This is a genomic window from Acinetobacter sp. NIPH 542 (assembly GCF_000369825.1).
Taxonomy (GTDB): domain Bacteria; phylum Pseudomonadota; class Gammaproteobacteria; order Pseudomonadales; family Moraxellaceae; genus Acinetobacter; species Acinetobacter oleivorans.
In genome coordinates, this window is record NZ_KB850206.1 from 39,351 (window position 1) to 59,610 (window position 20,260).

The window sequence follows — 20,260 nt, forward strand, 5'->3', positions numbered from 1 at the left end:
CTCTGTTCTCTGTTCTCTGTTCTCTGTTCTCTGTTCTCTGTTCTCTGTTCTCTGTTCTCTGTTCTCTGTTCTCTGTTCTCTGTTCTCTGTTCTCTGTTATTTATATTTCTGTCTTAACTCATCTTTTTCTTGATCTGATAAAAATGCGATTTTAAGTCCATTTTCTTGAGCTGTATAAATTTGCTCCGGGCTTAAACCTGCTAATGGGGCAGCAGTTAAATATTCATGTTGTATCTCAATACCTTCTACTGCTGGGTCATCTGTATTAATGGTGGCAAGTACATCATGTTCTAAAAAAGTCTTTAATGGGTGCTCTGCTAAAGACGGTACAGTGTTGGTTTGAATGTTTGAGGTGAGACAAGACTCAATACCAATCTTATGTTTTGCTAAATAATCTAAAAGTTTTAAATCTTGAACTGCTTTAACGCCATGTCCAATTCGTTCGGCCCCTAATTCTTCAATAGCTTGCCAAATACTTTCTGGGCCAGCAGCTTCACCTGCATGTACTGTAATGTGCCAACCTGCATCACGCGCTTTTTTAAAGTGATCAATAAATAAATTGCCCGGAAAACCAAGCTCATCTCCAGCAAGATCCAACGCTTTAATATCATTTTTATGGGCAAGTAGGGCATTTAATTCTTTTTCACAGGCTTCTTGACCAAAAGTACGGCTCATAATGCCAATTAAATTCGCTTTTACCCCGTAAGCTTGACTACCTTCTTTGACTCCAGCAATAACTGCTTCAACAACGCCTTCAAGTGGAAGTTGATGTGTCATTCCCATATAACCTGGTGAAAAACGCAGCTCTACATAATCTAGGCCTTGTTGGGCAGCATCCTGCATGTTTTCAAAAGCAATACGTTTGCAGGCATCTAAACTGGCTAATACTTTTACGCCCCAATCCAACTTCGATAAAAAACTTAATAAGTCAGGTTGGTTATCCATCACTTGTACGTGTGGTCGTAAAGATTCAATGTCGTAAGCAGGTAAATCTAAATGGTATTGTTGGCCCAATTCTAAAATGGTTTGAATGCGGATGTTGCCATCAAGATGACGGTGTATATCTGTAAGCGGGAGCGTTTTTGTAATCATAGATTTCTTCTTATCTAATCGTATCAGTTCATCATGCCTGTTTAGAGCTGCTGATAAAAGTTTGGATTTGCTATGTTTTTGTGAAAAGCGTTGAGTTGAGTTTTTTGAACTTACTATATTTGTATAAGTTTTAATTTTGATGACATTGTTCTGGCCTAAGAAGATAACGCAGTCTGTGTAAGATACAAGCACCAAGATTTTTATTGTTTTTAATTTCGCTGAGCCTGTTTTTTGTTGACTCTTCAAGAGTAGATTGGCTGAAGAATGGTCATTGGTATTTTGCCTTTTAGTTGTAAAGATGAATAAAGGCTTGCTAAAGACCAAACTGATAAAGCGATTAATTTATCTGTAGAAATCTATTTCTGGCAAGTAAATGAAAAAGAAGAAATAGGAAGCACTCAAATGAAGTCGGTACTTTGTCATCAAGCAAAATTACAAGTGGTGGACCAACCGAAATTAACACCTGCAAAAGGACAGGTGTTATTAGAAGTGGTGCGATGTGGGATTTGTGGCTCTGATTTACATATGCAGCACCACTGTGACCACATGCATGATTTGGCTGCACGTGTTGGGTTTAATGGTTTAGCGAAGTCCACAGACCCATTTGTACTTGGACATGAATTTTGCGGCAAGGTTTTAGACTATGGTCCAAAAACACGTCATAAATTTAAAGCCGATACACTTGTTTGTGCAATGCCACTTTTAAATGTAGATCAGCACGGTTATTTATCTACAGGGCTTTCTCCAAATGCTTCGGGCGGTTATGCCGAGCAAGTATTGGCTCAATCGAGCTTGATGTTTGAAGTACCCAACGGTCTAGATGCCCATAGTGCTGCCATGACTGAACCTATGGCGGTTGCATTGCATGCTGTTCGACGTAGCCGTGTAAAAACAAGTGAACCTGCGATTGTAATTGGCTGTGGTCCTGTCGGGCTAGGTGTCATATTAATGCTTAAAGCAGCTGGGGTTAAAACTGTAGTTGCCAGCGACTTTTCACCAAACCGCCGTAAGCTTGCCGAGCAATGCGGTGCCGATATTGTGGTAGACCCTAAAGAGACATCGCCATTTGCCAACTGGAAAGAGTTTGGTTTGCTTGGCAATGTTTCTGATGCAATTAACATGGGCATGGGGCTGTTTGATAAGTTGCAAGCGACACGCTTACCATGGTGGCATGGATGGCGCATGATTGATAAATTAGGTGCTTTGCCAAAACGTCCTGTTATTTTTGAGTGTGTGGGTGTGCCGGGTGTTTTACAGCAAATTATTGAAGGTGCACCTTTGTTTTCCCGAATTGTCGGGGTGGGCGTCTGCATGCAAAGTGACAAAATAGAACCTGCACTTGCGATTAATAAAGAGCTAGAAATTCAGTTTGTGTTGGGCTATACACCGCTTGAGTTTCGAGATGCGCTGCATATGATTGCAGAAGGTAAAGTGAACTGCTCACCACTCATTACCGGTGTTGTTGGCCTAGAAGGAGTTACCAATGCATTTGAAGCGTTACGTGACCCTGAACAGCATGCCAAAATTTTGATTGACCCGAAACGTAATGGTTCAGACATTCAATTAATGAGTCATTAATTCAAAGTCATTTGCGCTTAACTAAAAAGGTTGTGATCTCATTAATCACAATCTTTTTTATGAGTATAGATCGCAATATTGAGCATAAGTAAAACCTGCTGAGCTAATTTGTATTGCTCTTTAGTTGTTCTAGTTCTTGGTAAATCCACTCAACAAATTTTTGAATGGTCGGTGTGATGTCTTGGCTCGAGTGAATAAGATAGTATTTTCGGCTACCTTTTAGTTTCTTATTGGAAACAATCACCAGTTCCTTTTTTTGTAGTTCAGACTCAATCAACATTTGTGGAATTAAGGCCATTCCCATGTCATGACTGGCAGCAACGGCAAGCATTGAAAATAACTCATGGCGTTGTCCATCAAAGGGCTTCGGATGCTGCATGTGATGGGTCAGAAACCATTCTTGCCAAATGCTTGGCCGAGTGGTTTGTTGTAGCAGGGGAATTTTTAGCAAATCTTCTGAGCTTAAATCATAGGTATTTTCATTAATCATCACAGCATCTGGAAAATACTTTTCGATTAGACTTGGCGAGCATACAGGTACAATTTCTTCATCCATTAAATAATGCGCTTGTATGCCGGGCCAGTGGTCAATTTGCTGCTGCGTACCTGCAAAAATCGCAGCGTCAAAAATATTGTCATTAAATAAAAAGGGCTTGGTACTGGTTTCTAAGTGAACCGTAATTTCAGGGTGTTTTTGATTTAAAAGATGAAGTTTGGGTAACAGCCAACGCGTTGCAAAGGTAGGAACCACACCTAACTTTAATGTTCCACCTAAACCCTTATGAGAAATCACATCGGCTGTACATTTCTCTAAACCCAATAAATAGGGCTTAATACTTTTAAAATACTGCTGACCTGCAATGGTGAGTTCAACGCCATGCCGAGTACGTATAAAGAGTTCAACACCCAAGAAATCTTCTAACTGCTGAATTTGGCGAGAGACCGCGCTTTGGGTAATGCATAACTCTTGCGCAGCATAGGTATAACTTAAATGTTTTGCTGCACTTTCAAAGCAAATCAGGCCCTGAATGGATGGGATACTTCTTCGCATAAATAAATCCTTTTATTTGTCGTCATATTTCAAAACAGCATATGACCTACATGCAGATATCAAATTTTAGTATAAAAATAAGTCATTTTTAATAAAATACAATGAATTAAATATCTAAATTTAATGCGTCTTATTTTAAATATGCGTAAGTCGCATATCTGCATGAACATTTATCGTTTGATTACTGCATTTTTCACGCATAACATCGAGTTAAATAAAGAAGATCAAATCAAGCAGAGGATGCGATGAATCACATGGTGACAACAAAAAAAGCAAAAGTTCAATTTAACTGGCAAGACCCTTTTTTAATTGAGCAACAGCTTACCGAAGATGAGCGCATGATTCGTGATGCGGCTCATGCCTATTGCCAACAACGTTTGCAACCACGTGTACTTGAACAATTCCGTCATGAAAAAACAGACCCATCTATTTTCCGTGAAATGGGAGAGCTTGGCTTACTGGGTCCAACCATTCCTGAGCAATATGGCGGTGCGGGTTTGAACTATGTGAGTTATGGTTTGGTTGCGCGTGAAATTGAATATGTGGATTCAGGCTACCGCTCTATGGCGAGCGTGCAAAGCTCATTGGTGATGGTTCCAATTAATGAGTTTGGTACGGAAGAACAAAAGCAAAAGTACTTACCTAAACTTGCCACTGGCGAATATATTGGTTGTTTTGGTTTGACCGAGCCTGACCATGGTTCAGACCCAGGTAGTATGATTACCCGCGCTAAAAAAGTTGACGGTGGTTACCGTTTAACTGGCGCAAAAATGTGGATTACCAACAGTCCAATTGCCGATGTATTTGTCGTCTGGGCAAAAGAAGTTTCTGCTGAAGGCAATGTTGGTGATATTCGCGGCTTCATTTTAGAAAAGGGCTGGGAAGGCCTATCTGCACCAGCAATTCATGGCAAAGTCGGTTTACGTGCATCCATTACAGGTGAAATTGTGATGGATAACGTTTTTGTCCCTGAAGAAAATGCATTCCCTGAAATTCGAGGTTTAAAAGGCCCATTTACCTGTCTAAACAGTGCGCGTTATGGCATTGCGTGGGGTGCAATGGGTGCTGCTGAATTCTGCTGGCATACAGCACATCAATACACCATGGACCGTAAACAATTTGGTCGTCCGTTGGCTGCAAATCAGTTAATTCAAAAGAAACTGGCAGATATGCAAACTGAAATTGCATTAGGTTTGCAAGTGGCTCTACGTTTTGGTCGTATGAAAGATGAAGGCATTGCATCAGTTGAAGGCACATCACTAATTAAGCGTAATAACTGTGGAAAGGCGCTTGATATTGCCCGTATGGCGCGTGACATGATGGGTGGAAACGGTATTAGTGACGAGTTTGGTGTGGCCCGCCATTTGGTCAATCTTGAAGTCGTAAATACCTATGAAGGCACACATGACGTCCATGCTCTTATTTTAGGTCGTGCGCAAACAGGCATCGCGGCATTTAGTAACTAACTCATTCATTTAAAATATAGAGGTGTTCTTTCGAGAGCACCTTTAGGGATTTTTACGCAAAAAATTTATGGAAAATGACAAGATTCATCGTAAGGATACTCATGTAAAGATACGCCTCTGTGTACTTAAAACTAAATATAAGATGATGAAAATATAGAAGATTAAGTCATACAGAAAACATAAGTACGCTATCGATGACTCATTTGGGAAAATGAGGAACTAAAGATGAACAATGACGTTCAAGTAATATCGAAAGAATTAAGAAATACATTTCCAAGTAACCTTGGAACATATGAAAAGATCGGACCTCATACATGGAAATGGGCGTTGTTATTTGCCTATTTTGCAATGGTAGTCGATGGCATTGATATTATGCTGCTGTCTTATAGCTTGACCAGCTTAAAGGCAGAGTTTGGTTTAAGTACCTTTCAGGCAGGTGCATTAGGTAGTGCTTCTTTGGCAGGTATGGGTATTGGCGGTATTTTGGGTGGTTGGGCATGTGACAAGTTTGGTCGTGTAAGAACCATTGCCAACTCTGTGACTTTCTTTTCGGTAGCGACCTGTTTATTGGGTTTTACGCAAAGCTTCGAGCAATTTATGGCTTTACGTTTTATTGGTGCTTTGGGAATTGGAGCACTCTATATGGCCTGCAATACCTTAATGGCTGAATATGTGCCAACCACATACCGTACCACGGTATTGGGCACATTACAGACGGGACAAACCGTAGGTTATATTGCTGCGACGCTATTAGCTGGCGCAATTATTCCAGATCATGGCTGGCGTGTTTTGTTCTTCCTGACCGTGGTGCCTGCTTTTGTTAATATTTTCCTACAACGATTTGTGCCAGAGCCAAAATCTTGGCAGCTCACTAAAATTGAAAGCTTACAAGGCAACGGACAACCTAAAGAAAGAGTTGTGGCTGAAAAGCCGAAAAGTGGCAGTATCTATAAGCAAATATTTAATAACTTTAAGCACCGTAAAATGTTTTTGTTGTGGATGACCACAGCATTTTTCTTACAGTTTGGTTATTACGGCATTAACAACTGGATGCCAAGTTATTTAGAAACAGAAGTACATATGAACTTTAAAAACTTAACCAGTTATATGGTGGGTTCATATACAGCAATGATTCTAGGCAAAATTTTAGCGGGTTATCTTGCTGACAAATTTAACCGCCGTGCTGTTTTTGTGTTTGGAACAATAGCCAGCGCCGTGTTCTTGCCAATCATTATTTTCTTTAACACCCCTGACAATATTTTGTATTTATTGATCACCTTTGGCTTCTTATATGGCATTCCATATGGTGTGAACGCGACTTATATGGCTGAAAGTTTTTCAACCGATGTGCGCGGAACGGCTATTGGCGGGGCTTATAACATTGGTCGTGTCGGGGCAGCTATTGCACCAGCCACCATTGGTTTCTTGGCGTCGGGTGGTACGTTTACCATGGCCTTTATTGTGATGGGCGCTGCGTATTTTGTTGCGGGTGTATTGCCAGGCTTATTTATTAAAGATCGTCAGTACGATCCGCAAAAACAATCATAAACAATGACAAGAAGGTGCGTTGAGTACCTTCTAAAAAGATAAGGGTATCGTTATGGGTGCATTACAAGGAATTCGGGTTTTAGATTTAAGTCGTGTGCTTGCAGGGCCTTGGTGCGGACAAATCTTGGCAGACCTTGGCGCGGAAGTGATTAAAATTGAACGTCCTCGAGTTGGTGATGACACCCGTATGTGGGGACCGCCATGGATGCCCGATCAAGATGGAAACATGACCCGTGAATCTGGTTATTTTCAGTGTACCAACCGCAATAAATATTCGGTTGCGGTAGACATTACTACACCCGAAGGTCAGGCTTTAATTTATGAAATTGCTAAGACAGCCGATGTGGTAATTGAAAATTATAAGACAGGGTCTTTGGCTAAATATGGTTTGGACTATGCTTCTTTAAGTGAGTTAAACCCAAATATTGTTTATTGCTCGATTACGGGTTTTGGGCAAGATGGCCCACGTGCAGAAGAACCCGGCTATGATTTTATTATTCAGGGTATGTCTGGCTTAATGAGCATTACTGGTGAGCCTGATGATGTGGCAGGCGGTGGTGCACAAAAGGTTGGTGTGGCTGTTGTAGATATTCAAACGGGATTGTATTCAACCATCGCGATTCAGGCAGCTTTGATTGCACGGTCACACACAGGACGTGGACAATATATTGATATGTCTTTGCTTGATGTACAGGTCGCGGCACTGGCAAATCAGGGAATGAACTATTTAGCCTCAGGTAAAGCCCCGCAGCGCATGGGTAATCAACATCCGAGTATTGTGCCGTATCAAACTTTTAAGGCTAAAGATAAAGAATTTATTATTGCTTGCGGTAACGATAAACAGTTTAAAGATTTGTGTGTTGCGATTGGTTATCCAGAGTTACTCGAAAATGAAAAATTTGTGCGCAACCAAGACCGCGTCAAATATCGAGATGAACTGATTCCTTTATTGTCCGAGCACTTTTTGCAAAAAACTGCCAAAGAATGGGTTGAGATGATTCATGCGCTTAAAGTGCCAGTAGGTGTTATCAATTCTATTGAAGAAGCTTTGGCTGAACCACAAATCGTCCATCGTAATTTGGTGGTGAATATTCCTCATCGTTTAAATGAAAACTTTCAAACCATAGGCTCACCAATCAAGCTGTCTGATACTCCAGTTGAATATCATCATGCACCGCCAGAGCTAGGTGAACATACGGCTCAAATCTTATCGAGATTTAAAACAGCAGAAGAACTGGCTGCGCTAAAAGAGAAAGGTATTATTGATGGAAAAATTGCTTAAGCTGTTGTCGTTTTTAATGTGATTCAATTTAAATAAAACTGTGATTTGCAATAAATCACAGTTTTTTATTATTAGAAAATAAGCATTTTAATATTTAAAAATAAGCGGCAGTTCTGGTCTGAAATCATGAATCATTCCTTGAGGTTCATGATCAAAACTAATTTCCATTAAATGCTCCGATCCATCTGTCACTTCAAAACTATCAAGCGAATTGAACAGCAATGAAGTAGGGTGCTTTTCAAGGTTTGGAATAGAAACTTTAATCGCAGTGATTTCTGATAAATCTTTGCTATGCACAAGTGGTTGTTGTTTTTCTTTTGCAGCAAGGTCTGGTCGTGAAGCAAATGAAAGGAAGAACCACATCGGTTCAGATACCACAGAATCTTTGGCAACATTTACTTCTAAGCTGGCTGGTAAATAGCTTGGCTTGTAAACCCAATGAGGAAATTTTGCACCGTTATCATCTTTATTCTTAGGGCGAAAACAAATACCAAAAGGGGACGCAATATTATTTTGAGCACTTAGTCGTTCAAAAAGCAGAGTCGGTTTGGTGAGATCACTTGAGGCTTCTTCTGGGTTATTTAAAAAGATTAATTCGATAAAGCTATTTTTAAAGAAAAAGCGTCTGTTTTCTGTACCTTGACCCGGGTGCTTATTGGATGAACCTTCTGTTAGACCGAATTTTTTTAAAGTTTCAGCTTCGGGAGCGCCTGATTGTACACAAATAAAAATATGGTCCACTTCCATTTTAAGTTCTCATACTAATGTTGATGAATATTAAATAATTGATTAATAGAGTTTTTCATGTTTATCGCAAGTATTTCATCGAAACCATCGACTAAAAAGCGGCTAATTAAGCCTTCAATCACCGTATAGATCAGCTCAGATAAAGCTTCACCATTCGGTATATTGCAGTTTTGCGCAATCAATACTTTAATCCATTGTTTATGAGCTTTAGAAATAGAAATAATGTCTTGATCATCTTGGTTAGATTCAGCGACTGCTCTTACAAATAAACAGCCTTTAAAAAAATCTTGTCTAAACCAATTGGTGTGCCAATCCAGAATTTTATTGATGGCTTCCAACCCTGTTGCATCTCCCACATAGCCCAAAAGGCTTTGCTTAAACCGTTCATCACGTGCAACGAGTACAGACTTAACCAGTTGATTTTTATTTTTATAGTACGTGTACATGGTGGTTTTAGAGCAGCCAGATTCATCGCGAATCAGGTCAACGCCAACCCCGACAAAACTATTTTCATTAAATAGTTTCTCGGCTGTATCTAATATTTTTAAGGCAGATTTTGACATGTGTCTTTTCCAAAAAATAAAATAGTACAGATCTGTACTATTTGAAATTTTATCTATATGCTTTTTAAAAAGCAAATTTTTGTTTGAGGAAAAAACCATGTTCTCGATCTTTTATGGCAAAGAAAAACTGGCTCCATCGCCCACTAAAGTTGATGTTTTAAGAAGCCTTATTGGGGGGACAGTTAGTATTTTTATACTTCTGTGGTTGAGTAAGCTCACACATAATATTTTTATCATGGCGCCGTTTGGTGCGACCTGTGTATTGCTCTATACCGTGTCGCAGTCACCTTTGGCACAGCCGAGAAATATTATATTTGGGCATCTTATTTCGGCTTTTGTAGGTTTGTTTTTTCTAAAATTTGTCGGTGTTTCTATTTTTACAATTGCTTTATCAGTAGGTTGTGCCATTGCGCTCATGCAAGTGTTTAAATGCGTTCATCCACCTGCTGGGGCCAATCCTTTGGTTATTTTACTCACTGCGAGTAGCATACATTACCAGTGGAGTTTCTTAATTTTCCCTGTTTTGGTTGGCGCAGTGTCTTTAGTTTTGGTGGCGATGCTGATTAATAATATTAAAGCGAGTACCAAGTGGCCGATGTATGGCTTGGGAATTTTAAATAGTAAAAAGTAGGCAAGGTATAAAGTATTTTGATCTTAAAATAATGAAAGTATTCACTACGCCAAGATAGTGAATACTTTTGAATGAAATTATGACTTTTTAGAAATACGTTCTTCGATGGCAAATTTGAGTAAAGAAGCACTGCGGTAAAAACCGTGTGCGAACTTTCCAAATGGCATGGTAATGAAGAAGGTCATGACTGTAGCTAAATGGAAAATCAGTAAAAGTGCCATGTAAGGCGTATTGCGAAATGCCATAAGAGCTAAACCTGAAGCACTGACTAAAATTAAAAGGAAAATAAAGCCTCGATCCACAGGTTTCTGCTCGCGGTCACCATGTAATGGATGACGTTTAAGGTTTAAATAAAGCAAGCCAGATGGTCCAATCACTAAGCCAAACCCACCCAAAGTACCCAAAATAACAGGCAAGCTAAAGATAGGGTAAGGCGCATGTAGGTTAAGGAAATAGTGATATAAAGTCGCTACGCCTGTGGCTGCAAAGCAAAGCATAAAGCCATAAAAGGTGAGGTGATGGAACACACGGCGGATTTGTGTGTAACGGTCATCTTGCTCATTACAGCCTTTGCCATGTCCACCGTCTAAATATTTAAGCGTTAAAACATTTTGAGAGGCTTGAATAAGGTCGGGTTTTTCAACTTTGCCGTGAATAACTTTAGACGTCTGTCTCCAAAATTTACTAATCCCAATGCCGAGCAAAACAATCGCAACTGTAAAGGTCGCTCCAAACAGTAGAGCTAAAAAGTTATGCGGGAAAATCGCGTAGAAATTACCTTGATAACCTGCAAACAGGTCGGTGCCTTTGTACCACACCACAGCTAACATGCATAAAAAGAAAATAGCTGATAATGCTGAGACAAAAGGAATGCCCACCGATTTATAAAGTCTGCCTAGTGGTTGAGGTGTCGCAAACTCTTGGTAAGTTTCTAAACGTACTTGTGCCATCGCTTTTGGAATGTTTACACCAAACTCATGTGGTGGGGCATATTGGCAAGCGTGTAAACATGCACCACAGTTATGGCAAAGGTTTGCGAGGTAATGAATATCGGCTTGATTGAACTCAAGGCGCTTGGTCATCGCCGCAAATACAGCACAAAAAGACTCACAGTAACGACAAGCATTACAAATCTGTAGCGCTCTTTGAACTTCCTGCTCATGGTCAGAGAGTTGAACAACTGGAATTAGGGCTTTAGTACTAGCATTCATGTTCAACTCCTTGTGAAAGTGCATAGTGGGCTGCATTTTTTCCGGCAATACGTCCAAAGGTTGTGCCAATAGACATACCAACGCCTGCGGTATAACCCTGACCGAGTACGTTACCTGCCATCATTTCACCAGCGACAAACAGGTTGCGGCTGGCTTTATTGTTAAAACGTACCGCAGCATCGTCTTCGACTTTTAAACCTAAATAGGTAAAGGTAATGCCGGGTTTAAGCGCATAGGCATAGAACGGTGGGCGATCGAGAGGAACCGCCCAATGGGTTTTGTTGGGAACAATATTTTTGGTGGTGCAGTCATCTAAAACCGTATGGTTAAAGGTGCCTTGTACACAGGCTTGATTAAATTCTTCTACCGTGTGACAGAAGGTTTTTGCATCTAGCCCGATTTTTTCGGCCAGTTCTTGAATGCTATTTGCTTTTACCCCTGCAAACACAGGTGGCATAAAGCGCCCAATGGCTTTTGAGTCGATAATAGAATAGGCAATTTGCTGAGGTTGTTTGGCAACAAGGCGGCCCCAAATCGCATAACGTTTTGGCCAGAAGTCTTCGCCTTCATCGTAAAAACGTTCAGCTTTGTTATTGACCACAATTCCCAAGGAAACGCAGTCAATACGGGTGCAGATGCCGCCGTCATATAACGGTGCGCGTGCATCTACAGCGACGCAATGCGATTGTGATGGGTCACCAATAATATCGGCGCCTTGATCTATCATAAATTTGAGTAAGTTGCCTTGATTAAAGCGGGTTCCGCGAATAATGAAATTATCGGCAGGCCATTCGCCGTTTTCATTTTGTCCCCATGCTTCTCTTAACCATTCCAGATTTGACTCAAAACCACCTGCGGCCAATACACAGCTTTTCGCCTTAAACACGCGGCCATCTTCCGCAATTGCAGCTTCAAAATGTCCTTGGTTTAACTTTAGATCTTTAATTTTTGTGTTGTATAAAATCTCAATACCAAGTTCTTGAGCACTACGGTAGTACGCATTAATAAGAGCTTTACCGCCACCCATAAAAAAGGCATTGGTACGTGCAACGTGTAAAGCACCCGATAGAGGCGGCTGAAAATTCACGCCATGTTTACGCATCCAGTCGCGACATGTTGCCGTACTACGAATGACCAGACGAGCTAAGTGCTCATTGGTTTTGCCCGCAGTCACTTTAAGTAGGTCTTGCCAATATTCTTCTTCTGGGTAGGCATCGACTAATACATCTTGAGGAGCATCATGCATGCAACGGAGGTTACGAGTGTGTTGTGAGTTACCACCACGCCATTCTTTAGGCGCTGCTTCTATGACAAGCACAGACGCGCCACTTTCTTTTGCCGTGAGCGCGGCACACAGTGCGGCATTCCCACCACCAATTACAATCACATCATGCATGGATTTCTCCCTTTCTCAGCTAGGGCTAATGTAGCTTTAAAAGGGACGGTGAAGTGAGAGGCTAAGCTTGAATGGGTGTTTAGTAAAAATAAACACTAATGGCTTAAGTGTTTATGAGTTTCGCACCGGGCCAGCGCTTTTCATTAATCAGGTTGGTCACACAAGCACGAATCACTACTTTGGTGGCTAAAGTTGCAGGCGAGAGTTCTTCTTCAGACAGACTAATTAAATAGTTAATGCGTTCAATAGCAGGTTCTACAACGCGCAGTAAACATAGGTCTTGCCGTGAGTTTAATGAGGCACCCGCAGGTTGGATGGTTGCCATTTCGAGTTGGCTGATGCTTTCCATTAACAAGTGCAGCCCATCAATTTCATAGGCCACTTTAAGCTGATGAATTTTCTGTTCGAGCAACAAGCGCAGTCCATGTCGTTGGCTCGGTAAAATTAGCGGAAGTTCTTTAAGCTGTGAATGAGTAATGGTTTGAGTGTCTATACAGCTTTCAAGATGGTATTGACTCAGCACTTCTTTAGGCGAGATTAAAAACATTTGCTCTTTGACTAAAGGCTGTATGGCCCACTGTGGGTCGACATCGTCACTAAAGATGATGGCAACATCGAGCTGCCTTGCATTAACTAAGGCCTTGAGGTCACCCGATAAACCTTCAATTAGACGGACTTTAATGTCGGGGTAACGGTTTCTCATGAGTTTTAAAAAGTGTGTGCCAATAACCGACGCGACACTCGGCGAAAAACCGACGGTGACATGACCGCTTAAACGTGAAGAGTGTGCAGAGTCTACGGCATGGTCTAAGTGTCTAAGCGCCAGTTGAACCTGTTGAAAAAAAGCTAAACCCGCAGGGGTGGGAACCGTTCCCAAAGCAGTACGTTGTAAAAGGCGAATCGAAAGCTCGCTTTCTAATTTTGAGATTTGCTGACTTAATGCAGAAGTTCCAATATCGAGATTTTTTGCAGCTTTACCCAAGCTTCCTGACTCGATCACCGCAATAAAATACTTTAATTGTTTGAGTTCCACGGTAAATACTACATTGTCCTTTATTGGTTATTCTACACTGGTTTATCGCTATTCATTTTGTTCTATTGTGCTGAGTAAACCACCAACAGAGTAAAGGCAACATCACCTCAAGATGTTGCCTTTTAGAGCTTTTATTGTTTAACCTGCTCAAGACCCTGTTCTTCAATAATTTGTGTTGCTTGTGGTGACTTCACAAATTTGATGAGTTCTTTTGCGACTTTTTCATGTTCAGAGTTTTTACCAATGCCCGCTGCAAATACAGTGACTTTCTGGTAAGGCGCAGGAATTGGGCCGACTAAATCAACTTGACCATATTGGCCTGTAAAAGGTTTGATTTCACTAATTTGCTGGAAACCAATATCGAACTGACCTTCAGCAATACGTTTTGCAACACGGTCACCGACTACTTTTTCTGCTTTACCAGAAATCACTTTGTACTCGACAGGTGGGAAGCTTGGGAAAACATCTTTTTCAAGATGCGTGCCGCTCGCACTTGCTGAATAACCAATGTGCTTAGCATTTAATAAAACTTTTTCGAATTTTGCCGCAGAGCTAATATCTGGTTTTGGTGCACCTTTAGGCACAGCCATACCAATGCTTGAATTGACTAAAGCACTTTGTGAACTTGGGTCTACATAACCCTTTTCTGCAAGCTTGTTCAGTTCAGGAGCAGCTAATACCACCACATCAAAATGTTCACCACGATCGAGTCGATTTGGAATTGCAGTTGGTGATGCGCCCATTGATGAACCAGACGAAAGGTGAACCGTGTGACCAGTTTGCTTTTCAAATATTGGAATGAGTTTTTCCATAGATGAATAGAAACCGCCTGAGCTAATCACTTCGAGTGTATCTGCGTTAGCAAGCGTTGAGCCTAAACCTGCACCAGCTAAACAAATGGTCATGAAGATAGGGGACTTTTTCATAGTATCTCGCTTTAATGATAGGAGAGCACAGTACGGCTGCAACATGCGCCGTACTGTTCATTAAAATTTCAGGTTAAATAGTTGTTGTTTTAAGCGCTAACCTTCGCAGGTTCAGCAATTGGGTCTGCATTCTTCTGCTTAGAACCACGGCATAAATACAAGCTTGAGATTAAGCTACATACCGCTGCTAACATCAGCCAGAATGCAGGTGTGCTTGCATTACCTGTGTTTTCGACAAGGTACGTACAAGCCATTGGCGTCATACCACCAAAAATAGCGGCTGCAAGGCTGAACGCTAAAGAGAAGCCAACTGTACGTACACGTTTTGGCATTACTTCGGCAAGCGTTGCGACCATGGTGCCGTTGTACATACCAAAGAAGAATGAGAAGTAAGCAAGCGTAATAATCAGATTGGTAAAGCTAATGTCACTCACTAACCAGCTTAAAACTGGATAAGTTGTAAAGATGGCAAGGGTTGTAATGCCGACTAAAACTGGACGACGACCAATTTTGTCTGAAAGTAAGCCACCCATTGGTAACCAGAAGAAATTGGATAAACCCACAAATACGGTTGCTAAAAGGCTATCCGTTACCGACATTTCTAGAGTACGTTTTGCATACACAGTGGTGTAAACCGTAATGAAATAGAACGTGGTTGTGGTCATGGCACTCATCATCATGCCCGCAAGTACGATGCGCCAGTTGCTCGCAAGCGTGCTGAAAATTTCTTTGGTCGATGGATGAGTTTTTTGCGCTTTAAAGTCTTCAGTTTCTTCTAACGTACGACGGAACAAGAAGATTAAAGGAATAATCAAACAACCAATTAAAAACGGAATACGCCAGCCCCATTCACCCACTTGAGCATGAGTTAAAATGGTGTTGAGCCAGTAGCCAAGTAATGCTGCGAATACCACCGCAATTTGTTGGCTGCCAGATTGCCAGCTTGTGATAAACCCACGGTTTTTATCTGTTGCAATTTCAGCGAGATAAATCGATACACCGCCAGATTCAACACCTGCCGAGAAGCCTTGTAATAGACGTCCAATCACCACCAAAATTGGTGCAAGAATACCAATCGTCTCATAACCAGGTACAAAGGTAATTAAGATGGTTCCGATTGCCATAAGGCTTAAAGTCACAATAAGACCTTTACGTCGACCAACTCTGTCGACATAAGCACCCAAGAAAATAGCGCCGAGAGGACGCATAAGAAAGCCCGCAGCAAACACGGTAAATGTCATCATTAAAGAGACATATTCATTTTCAGAGTGGAAAAATTTTGCTGCGATATAAGTGGCATAGAAACCAAAAAGAAAAAAATCGTACTGTTCTAAAAAGTTGCCACTCGTTACATTTAATATTTTTTTAAAAGTAGCCCTACGGTTATTCACGACATCCATTGGAGACCTCCTTGGCCTGACAAAATGGAAACATTCACGATCTTCAATTGAGGGCTTTAAAATTGACTCATTCAATAAACCTAAATAGGAAATGGGTTAGAGATGAGATTTAAAGGTATCCTTCGTAGAAAATGTGATGCCTTGTTTCCAGTTCAAACTACACATCTATAAGTCGATAAACAGAAATTCACTTATCATTCAGATGAAAATGTAATCTCAAACGGCAGGAGGGAGTGAGAGGGCAAAATTAATTAGGTATTTAATAAAATTAATGACCCTTTATAAAATAATTTCAGAACACGGCCATATTTGGTTTTGAATCAACTCTTTCACACAGGCTTTAATTGCCGATTTTGCAGCCAGTGCAGCAGGTGATAATTCTTCTTCGGCAAGGCTCACCAAGTAATTGATTCGCTCAACTTCAGGATCAATCAATTTTAGTAATTGAAGTTTATGTTTGTATTCTTGCAGGCAGGCACTTCCAGGGCGAACACTTGCAAGGTCAAGGTGAATTAGACTGTCCATCAGTAAGTGTAGACCATCAATTTCATAGACAACATTAAGCTGCCCAATCTTATGCTCAAGCAATTTTCTTAAGCTATGACGCTGCCGTGGCAACACTAAAGGAATATCGCCAATTTGCTGCGACTGAATAATTCCACTTTTGATACAGTCGGCAAGACCGTATTTTTCAAGCACTTCTTTGCGTGCCATCAAATACATTTGTTCACGTACCAAAGGTTGTATCGACCACTGTTTATCAATTTCATTGGTAAAAATAATGGCAATATCAAGCTGACGCGAATTAATCGACTGAATTAGATTACCCGACAGAGTTTCCACAATTTCTAGACGAATGTCTGGATAGCGTTCAGACATTAGTTTCATTAAAGGGATGCCAATTAAAGCGGTAATGGTGGGCGGAAAACCAAGGCTGACATGGCCTGAAAGCCGAGCTGAATGTGCAGCGTCTATTGCGAAGTTAACTTGACGCAAAATAAGTTGAGAGTGTTTTAAAAAGGCCAGACCCGCTGGTGTAGGCGTGACGCCAAAAGCATTACGCTGTAATAAGCGAATGCTTAGCTCTTGCTCTAGCTTGCTAATTTGTTGACTGATTGCTGACGCACCGACATCGAGTTTTTGAGCAGCTTTACCAATACTGCCTGCTTCAACCACCGTCAAAAAATATTTTATTTGCTTGATTTCCATAATAAATGTATTCGCTCATCATCCTTAATTTATAGAGATATGAAGGATTGGGAAATCTATCATGTGCTTTAATATTAACAGCAATAAATACAAAAGTTTCTTAAAAAATTATCTGAAAGTTTTAAATCTTTGTCGTCTTTAATCTTGAGTTCAAAGGAACTTATCCCACTTCAGAGAGGCAATCGTATAATTTTTAAATATGGCATCCACAGTCAACGAATTGGCGTTTGGGGCTAAGCGCACCACTCAAAATCTAAATAAAGTGAACAATCAAAATAAAAAAATCCAGGATGGATCCATGATTTTTGTAGTAAGAAATAGAACATTCGTATTGGGAATCGCTTCAATTTGTACAAGTGCATTACAGGCTGCTGCATTTGATAAAACAGGCCAATCCGTATCAGCATTTTTACAACCGGGAAATTACTTTGAAGCAAGTCTTGGTGTGACAGATACTGATTTAAAAGGAGTGGAATCTGGTACTAACCCTTCACATCAGTCAATTTCAGATATTGCCAATACAGATTATCGGCCGACTGCGGCTTTAAAATTTCAGCTTGCACCGCAGTATTCATTTGGGTTGCTTTACGATCAGCCTTTTGGGGCTGACACAGAATATTCTGGTGTAAATGGCTTTGTCGCAACGCCGAAAGACACAGTTATGCTTCCCGGTATTACGACTACAAGCCTTGCAAATGCTACTTCTGGTCAAGTTCCCACAGGAAATGCTAAATCGAAATTTGATATTCAAAGTTTTAGCTTCATTGCGGGATATCAGCCTAATAAAAACTGGAATATTTTTGCAGGGCCGGTTTATCAAACTTTCAAAAGTCAGGTCAATTTAAGAGGCAATGTATTTAGTCTTTATAATGGTTATGACTTTCAAACTAAAACTGTGGGTGATTGGGGCTGGTTAGCTGGACTGGCTTATCAAATTCCTGAAAAGGCCGTTAAAGTTTCGCTTACCTATCGTTCTGCCATTACCCACAAAGTAAACGCAACTGAAAATGCGCCGTTAATTGATATGTTAACGACTCAGCAAGGACGCGATTTAGTTAGCCAACATCTCGACTATATGATTTCTATCGGGCAGATGACCGAGCAAAAGAAAAACTATTTAAATCATATTATTTCAGAGTTACCCAATAGCGAAGGCTCTGGCCCAACCAAATTTAAATCTCCAAACTCAGTGAATTTAGAATTTCAAACAGGTTTACGCCAAGGAACTTTATTGTTTGGGAGCTTGCGCTGGGTAAATTGGAGTGATTTGGCGCTACAACCTTACCGTTTTGGTGAAATTTCAAAAGTTATTGGGGGATTATCAACACCAAGCCGTCCAGAAGGGTTTAATTTGGTTCGTTATGATGATGACCAGTGGGCTTTAAATTTAGGACTAGGGCAACGTTTTTCACCTAAATGGCTAGGTTCTGTGTCAGTGGGCTGGGACTCGGGAGCTGGCGATAAAGTTTCAACGGGTGGCCCAACCAAGGGATATTACAACTTAGGAGTGGGAGCCCAATACAGTCCAACATCGCAATACTTTATTTCTGGTGGTGTGAAATATTACTGGTTAGGCGATGCAAAAGCTCAGCTTGGCGCACAGGCAGGCAGTGACTATTATGTGGGTGAGTTTAAGGATAATCACTCTATAAGCTATGGCTTAAAAATAGGATATAAATTTTAAAATTAAATCATTCATTTATAAGGTTTTAATTACATGAATAAAATCATCAAAAATGGCATATTTTTAGGGTTATCGACTTTGATGGCAGGTTATGGAACTGTCCTCCATGCCGAAGTAAACCCATCTAATTTACCTACTGTCTCACAAAAAGCGTTAACGATTATTGATGGACAAACAGAATGGTTAAGTAAGGTTTATAAAGATATTCATGAACACCCTGAACTTGGGTTTATGGAAACGCGTACCTCTACCATTGTTGCCAAAGAGCTTAAGTCATTAGGGTTTGATGTTAAAACTGGCATAGCCAAGACAGGTGTGGTCGGCATTTTGAAAAATGGTAATGGGCCAACGGTCATGTACCGTGCCGACATGGATGCCAATACTGTTCAAGAAGCGACTGGCTTACCTTATGCAAGTAAAGTGCGGGTAAAACTTGACGATGGAACCGAAACGCCTGTTGCACACATGTGTGGCCATGATGCACATGTGACATGGATGCTCAGTATGGCAAAAACCTTAGTCGCTTTAAAAAAGGAATGGAGCGGAACTATTATTTTAGTCGCACAACCTGCTGAAGAGCCTATAACGGGTGCTAAAGCTATGGTGACTGACGGTTTGTGGACAAAATACAACTTACCAAAACCTGATTATTTCTTTGCAGTACATACCACACCTGCACCTGTTGGAGTGGTCATTAATGCGCCAGGGCCACGCATGGCGGGAACCGATCAGCTCGATGTTTTATTTAAAGGCGTGGGTGGGCATGGTTCATTACCAATGCTAACCAAAAATCCAATTACTATGGCGGCAAATGCAGTAACTCAATATCAAACTATTATGGGTAACGCAGTCGACCCTCAACAAGCAGCAGTTTTATCGATTGGCTCGATCCAAGCTGGAAATTCGAATAACGTGATTCCTTCTACTGCACTGGTCAAAATGAACTTGCGTTGGTTTGATCCAAAAATACGTGAAACCATGTTAAATAACATTAAGTTCATGAGTGAAGGTGCTGCCGAAATGCAGGGCATGGGTAAAGATCAATTGCCTACTTTTACCTTTAAGGGTTCAAGTACGCCTGTAGTTAATAATAAAGAGTTCTCTGCGCGTTTAAATGGACCTTTAAAAGCTTTGCTAGGCGACAAACATGTTCTAACTGATTATCCCGCCGTTATGGGGTCAGAAGATGTTCACCATTTATTAGGTGATCAAAAAGACATTCCATTTAACTTTATGTTCATTGGCGTGGCAGATCCGGTTGTGTTTGCTAATGCAATCAAGCAAGGCAAACCTGTGCCTTATATTCCGCATAGTCCGAACTATGTTGTAGATTTAAAAGCCTTGCCTGTCGGGGCTAAAGTCACCACGGTGTCTATGCTTGAACTGTTAAATAAAAAATAAGATATTCATAAAAAAAGATGCACATCGAGGCATCTTTTTTTA

At 40.8% G+C, this 20,260-nt stretch carries 17 protein-coding genes; 7 read left to right on the top strand and 10 right to left on the bottom strand.

What is annotated here, in order from left to right; translation table 11 throughout:
• Positions 1-96: 96 nt before the first annotated feature.
• The gene (gene add / locus F886_RS05845) at positions 97-1,092 is read right to left on the bottom strand and encodes an adenosine deaminase (protein WP_005302886.1); all 996 of its coding nucleotides are present in this window, start codon (positions 1,090-1,092) and stop codon (positions 97-99) included.
• A 402-nt stretch (positions 1,093-1,494) separates the two neighbouring features.
• On the opposite strand from add, the gene F886_RS05850 reads away from it, so the two are divergent.
• Positions 1,495-2,670, top strand: a complete 1,176-nt coding sequence (locus tag F886_RS05850; protein ID WP_005302887.1) for a zinc-binding dehydrogenase — start codon at positions 1,495-1,497, stop codon at positions 2,668-2,670.
• 103 nt (positions 2,671-2,773) lie between these two features.
• Here F886_RS05850 and F886_RS05855 read toward each other — a convergent pair whose 3' ends face one another.
• Positions 2,774-3,721, bottom strand: coding sequence for a LysR substrate-binding domain-containing protein (locus F886_RS05855; protein ID WP_005302889.1), 948 nt, complete (start codon positions 3,719-3,721; stop codon positions 2,774-2,776).
• Positions 3,722-3,966: 245 nt separating this feature from the next.
• On the opposite strand from F886_RS05855, the gene F886_RS05860 reads away from it, so the two are divergent.
• The 3 genes from F886_RS05860 to F886_RS05870 all read left to right on the top strand — a co-directional run bounded on the left by F886_RS05860 (position 3,967) and on the right by F886_RS05870 (position 8,017).
• Positions 3,967-5,187 carry an acyl-CoA dehydrogenase gene (locus F886_RS05860; protein ID WP_005302895.1) on the top strand — a complete coding sequence of 407 codons (1,221 nt, stop codon included), beginning with the start codon at positions 3,967-3,969 and terminating at the stop codon, positions 5,185-5,187.
• Positions 5,188-5,412: 225 nt separating this feature from the next.
• A complete protein-coding gene (locus tag F886_RS05865) occupies positions 5,413-6,735 on the top strand; it encodes an MFS transporter (protein ID WP_005302897.1) in 1,323 nt (440 codons plus the stop codon).
• 52 nt (positions 6,736-6,787) lie between these two features.
• A complete protein-coding gene (locus tag F886_RS05870; protein ID WP_005302899.1) occupies positions 6,788-8,017 on the top strand; it encodes a CaiB/BaiF CoA transferase family protein in 1,230 nt (409 codons plus the stop codon).
• An 87-nt stretch (positions 8,018-8,104) separates the two neighbouring features.
• Here the strand turns inward: F886_RS05870 and F886_RS05875 are convergent, their stop codons facing one another.
• Together F886_RS05875 and F886_RS05880 are read right to left on the bottom strand one after the other, a co-directional pair.
• Positions 8,105-8,764, bottom strand: coding sequence for a VOC family protein (locus F886_RS05875; protein ID WP_005302901.1), 660 nt, complete (start codon positions 8,762-8,764; stop codon positions 8,105-8,107).
• Positions 8,765-8,778: 14 nt separating this feature from the next.
• Positions 8,779-9,327 carry a TetR/AcrR family transcriptional regulator gene (locus F886_RS05880; RefSeq protein WP_005302902.1) on the bottom strand — a complete coding sequence of 183 codons (549 nt, stop codon included), beginning with the start codon at positions 9,325-9,327 and terminating at the stop codon, positions 8,779-8,781.
• Positions 9,328-9,424: 97 nt separating this feature from the next.
• On the opposite strand from F886_RS05880, the gene F886_RS05885 reads away from it, so the two are divergent.
• A complete protein-coding gene (locus F886_RS05885) occupies positions 9,425-9,958 on the top strand; it encodes an HPP family protein (protein ID WP_005302904.1) in 534 nt (177 codons plus the stop codon).
• A 77-nt stretch (positions 9,959-10,035) separates the two neighbouring features.
• On the opposite strand, the gene tcuB is transcribed toward F886_RS05885, so the two are convergent.
• The 6 genes from tcuB to F886_RS05915 form a co-directional block, all read right to left on the bottom strand.
• Positions 10,036-11,169, bottom strand: a complete 1,134-nt coding sequence (gene tcuB, locus F886_RS05890; protein WP_005302906.1) for a tricarballylate utilization 4Fe-4S protein TcuB — start codon at positions 11,167-11,169, stop codon at positions 10,036-10,038.
• On the bottom strand, positions 11,159-12,565 hold the full coding sequence (gene tcuA / locus F886_RS05895; RefSeq protein ID WP_005302908.1) for an FAD-dependent tricarballylate dehydrogenase TcuA: 1,407 nt from the start codon (positions 12,563-12,565) through the stop codon (positions 11,159-11,161). Before tcuA ends, tcuB begins: the two co-directional genes overlap by 11 nt.
• Before the next feature lie 103 nt (positions 12,566-12,668).
• Positions 12,669-13,598 carry a LysR family transcriptional regulator gene (locus F886_RS05900; RefSeq protein ID WP_005302910.1) on the bottom strand — a complete coding sequence of 310 codons (930 nt, stop codon included), beginning with the start codon at positions 13,596-13,598 and terminating at the stop codon, positions 12,669-12,671.
• 131 nt (positions 13,599-13,729) lie between these two features.
• On the bottom strand, positions 13,730-14,524 hold the full coding sequence (locus tag F886_RS05905; RefSeq protein WP_005302913.1) for a substrate-binding domain-containing protein: 795 nt from the start codon (positions 14,522-14,524) through the stop codon (positions 13,730-13,732).
• An 89-nt stretch (positions 14,525-14,613) separates the two neighbouring features.
• The gene (locus tag F886_RS05910) at positions 14,614-15,924 is read right to left on the bottom strand and encodes an MFS transporter (protein WP_005302914.1); all 1,311 of its coding nucleotides are present in this window, start codon (positions 15,922-15,924) and stop codon (positions 14,614-14,616) included.
• Between the two features lie 279 nt (positions 15,925-16,203).
• Entirely contained in the window at positions 16,204-17,133 is a 930-nt protein-coding gene (locus F886_RS05915) for a LysR family transcriptional regulator (RefSeq protein ID WP_005302915.1), read from the bottom strand.
• Positions 17,134-17,431: 298 nt separating this feature from the next.
• Here F886_RS05915 and F886_RS05920 point away from each other — a divergent pair, with 298 nt between their 5' ends.
• Complete coding sequence (locus F886_RS05920) at positions 17,432-18,817, top strand: hypothetical protein (RefSeq protein ID WP_005302917.1); 1,386 nt, start codon at positions 17,432-17,434, stop codon at positions 18,815-18,817.
• A 33-nt stretch (positions 18,818-18,850) separates the two neighbouring features.
• Positions 18,851-20,218, top strand: a complete 1,368-nt coding sequence (locus tag F886_RS05925; RefSeq protein ID WP_005302919.1) for an amidohydrolase — start codon at positions 18,851-18,853, stop codon at positions 20,216-20,218.
• Positions 20,219-20,260 lie beyond the last annotated feature (42 nt).

Excerpts from the sequence above, each read along its gene's own strand:
- add (WP_005302886.1), bottom strand. The coding sequence starts at position 1,092 with ATGATTACAAAAACGCTCCCGCTTACAGATATACACCGTCATCTTGAT.
- F886_RS05850 (WP_005302887.1), top strand. The coding sequence starts at position 1,495 with ATGAAGTCGGTACTTTGTCATCAAGCAAAATTACAAGTGGTGGACCAA.
- F886_RS05855 (WP_005302889.1), bottom strand. The coding sequence starts at position 3,721 with ATGCGAAGAAGTATCCCATCCATTCAGGGCCTGATTTGCTTTGAAAGT.
- F886_RS05860 (WP_005302895.1), top strand. The coding sequence starts at position 3,967 with ATGAATCACATGGTGACAACAAAAAAAGCAAAAGTTCAATTTAACTGG.
- F886_RS05865 (WP_005302897.1), top strand. The coding sequence starts at position 5,413 with ATGAACAATGACGTTCAAGTAATATCGAAAGAATTAAGAAATACATTT.
- F886_RS05870 (WP_005302899.1), top strand. The coding sequence starts at position 6,788 with ATGGGTGCATTACAAGGAATTCGGGTTTTAGATTTAAGTCGTGTGCTT.
- F886_RS05875 (WP_005302901.1), bottom strand. The coding sequence starts at position 8,764 with ATGGAAGTGGACCATATTTTTATTTGTGTACAATCAGGCGCTCCCGAA.
- F886_RS05880 (WP_005302902.1), bottom strand. The coding sequence starts at position 9,327 with ATGTCAAAATCTGCCTTAAAAATATTAGATACAGCCGAGAAACTATTT.
- F886_RS05885 (WP_005302904.1), top strand. The coding sequence starts at position 9,425 with ATGTTCTCGATCTTTTATGGCAAAGAAAAACTGGCTCCATCGCCCACT.
- tcuB (WP_005302906.1), bottom strand. The coding sequence starts at position 11,169 with ATGAATGCTAGTACTAAAGCCCTAATTCCAGTTGTTCAACTCTCTGAC.
- tcuA (WP_005302908.1), bottom strand. The coding sequence starts at position 12,565 with ATGCATGATGTGATTGTAATTGGTGGTGGGAATGCCGCACTGTGTGCC.
- F886_RS05905 (WP_005302913.1), bottom strand. The coding sequence starts at position 14,524 with ATGAAAAAGTCCCCTATCTTCATGACCATTTGTTTAGCTGGTGCAGGT.
- F886_RS05910 (WP_005302914.1), bottom strand. The coding sequence starts at position 15,924 with ATGGATGTCGTGAATAACCGTAGGGCTACTTTTAAAAAAATATTAAAT.
- F886_RS05915 (WP_005302915.1), bottom strand. The coding sequence starts at position 17,133 with ATGGAAATCAAGCAAATAAAATATTTTTTGACGGTGGTTGAAGCAGGC.
- F886_RS05920 (WP_005302917.1), top strand. The coding sequence starts at position 17,432 with ATGATTTTTGTAGTAAGAAATAGAACATTCGTATTGGGAATCGCTTCA.
- F886_RS05925 (WP_005302919.1), top strand. The coding sequence starts at position 18,851 with ATGAATAAAATCATCAAAAATGGCATATTTTTAGGGTTATCGACTTTG.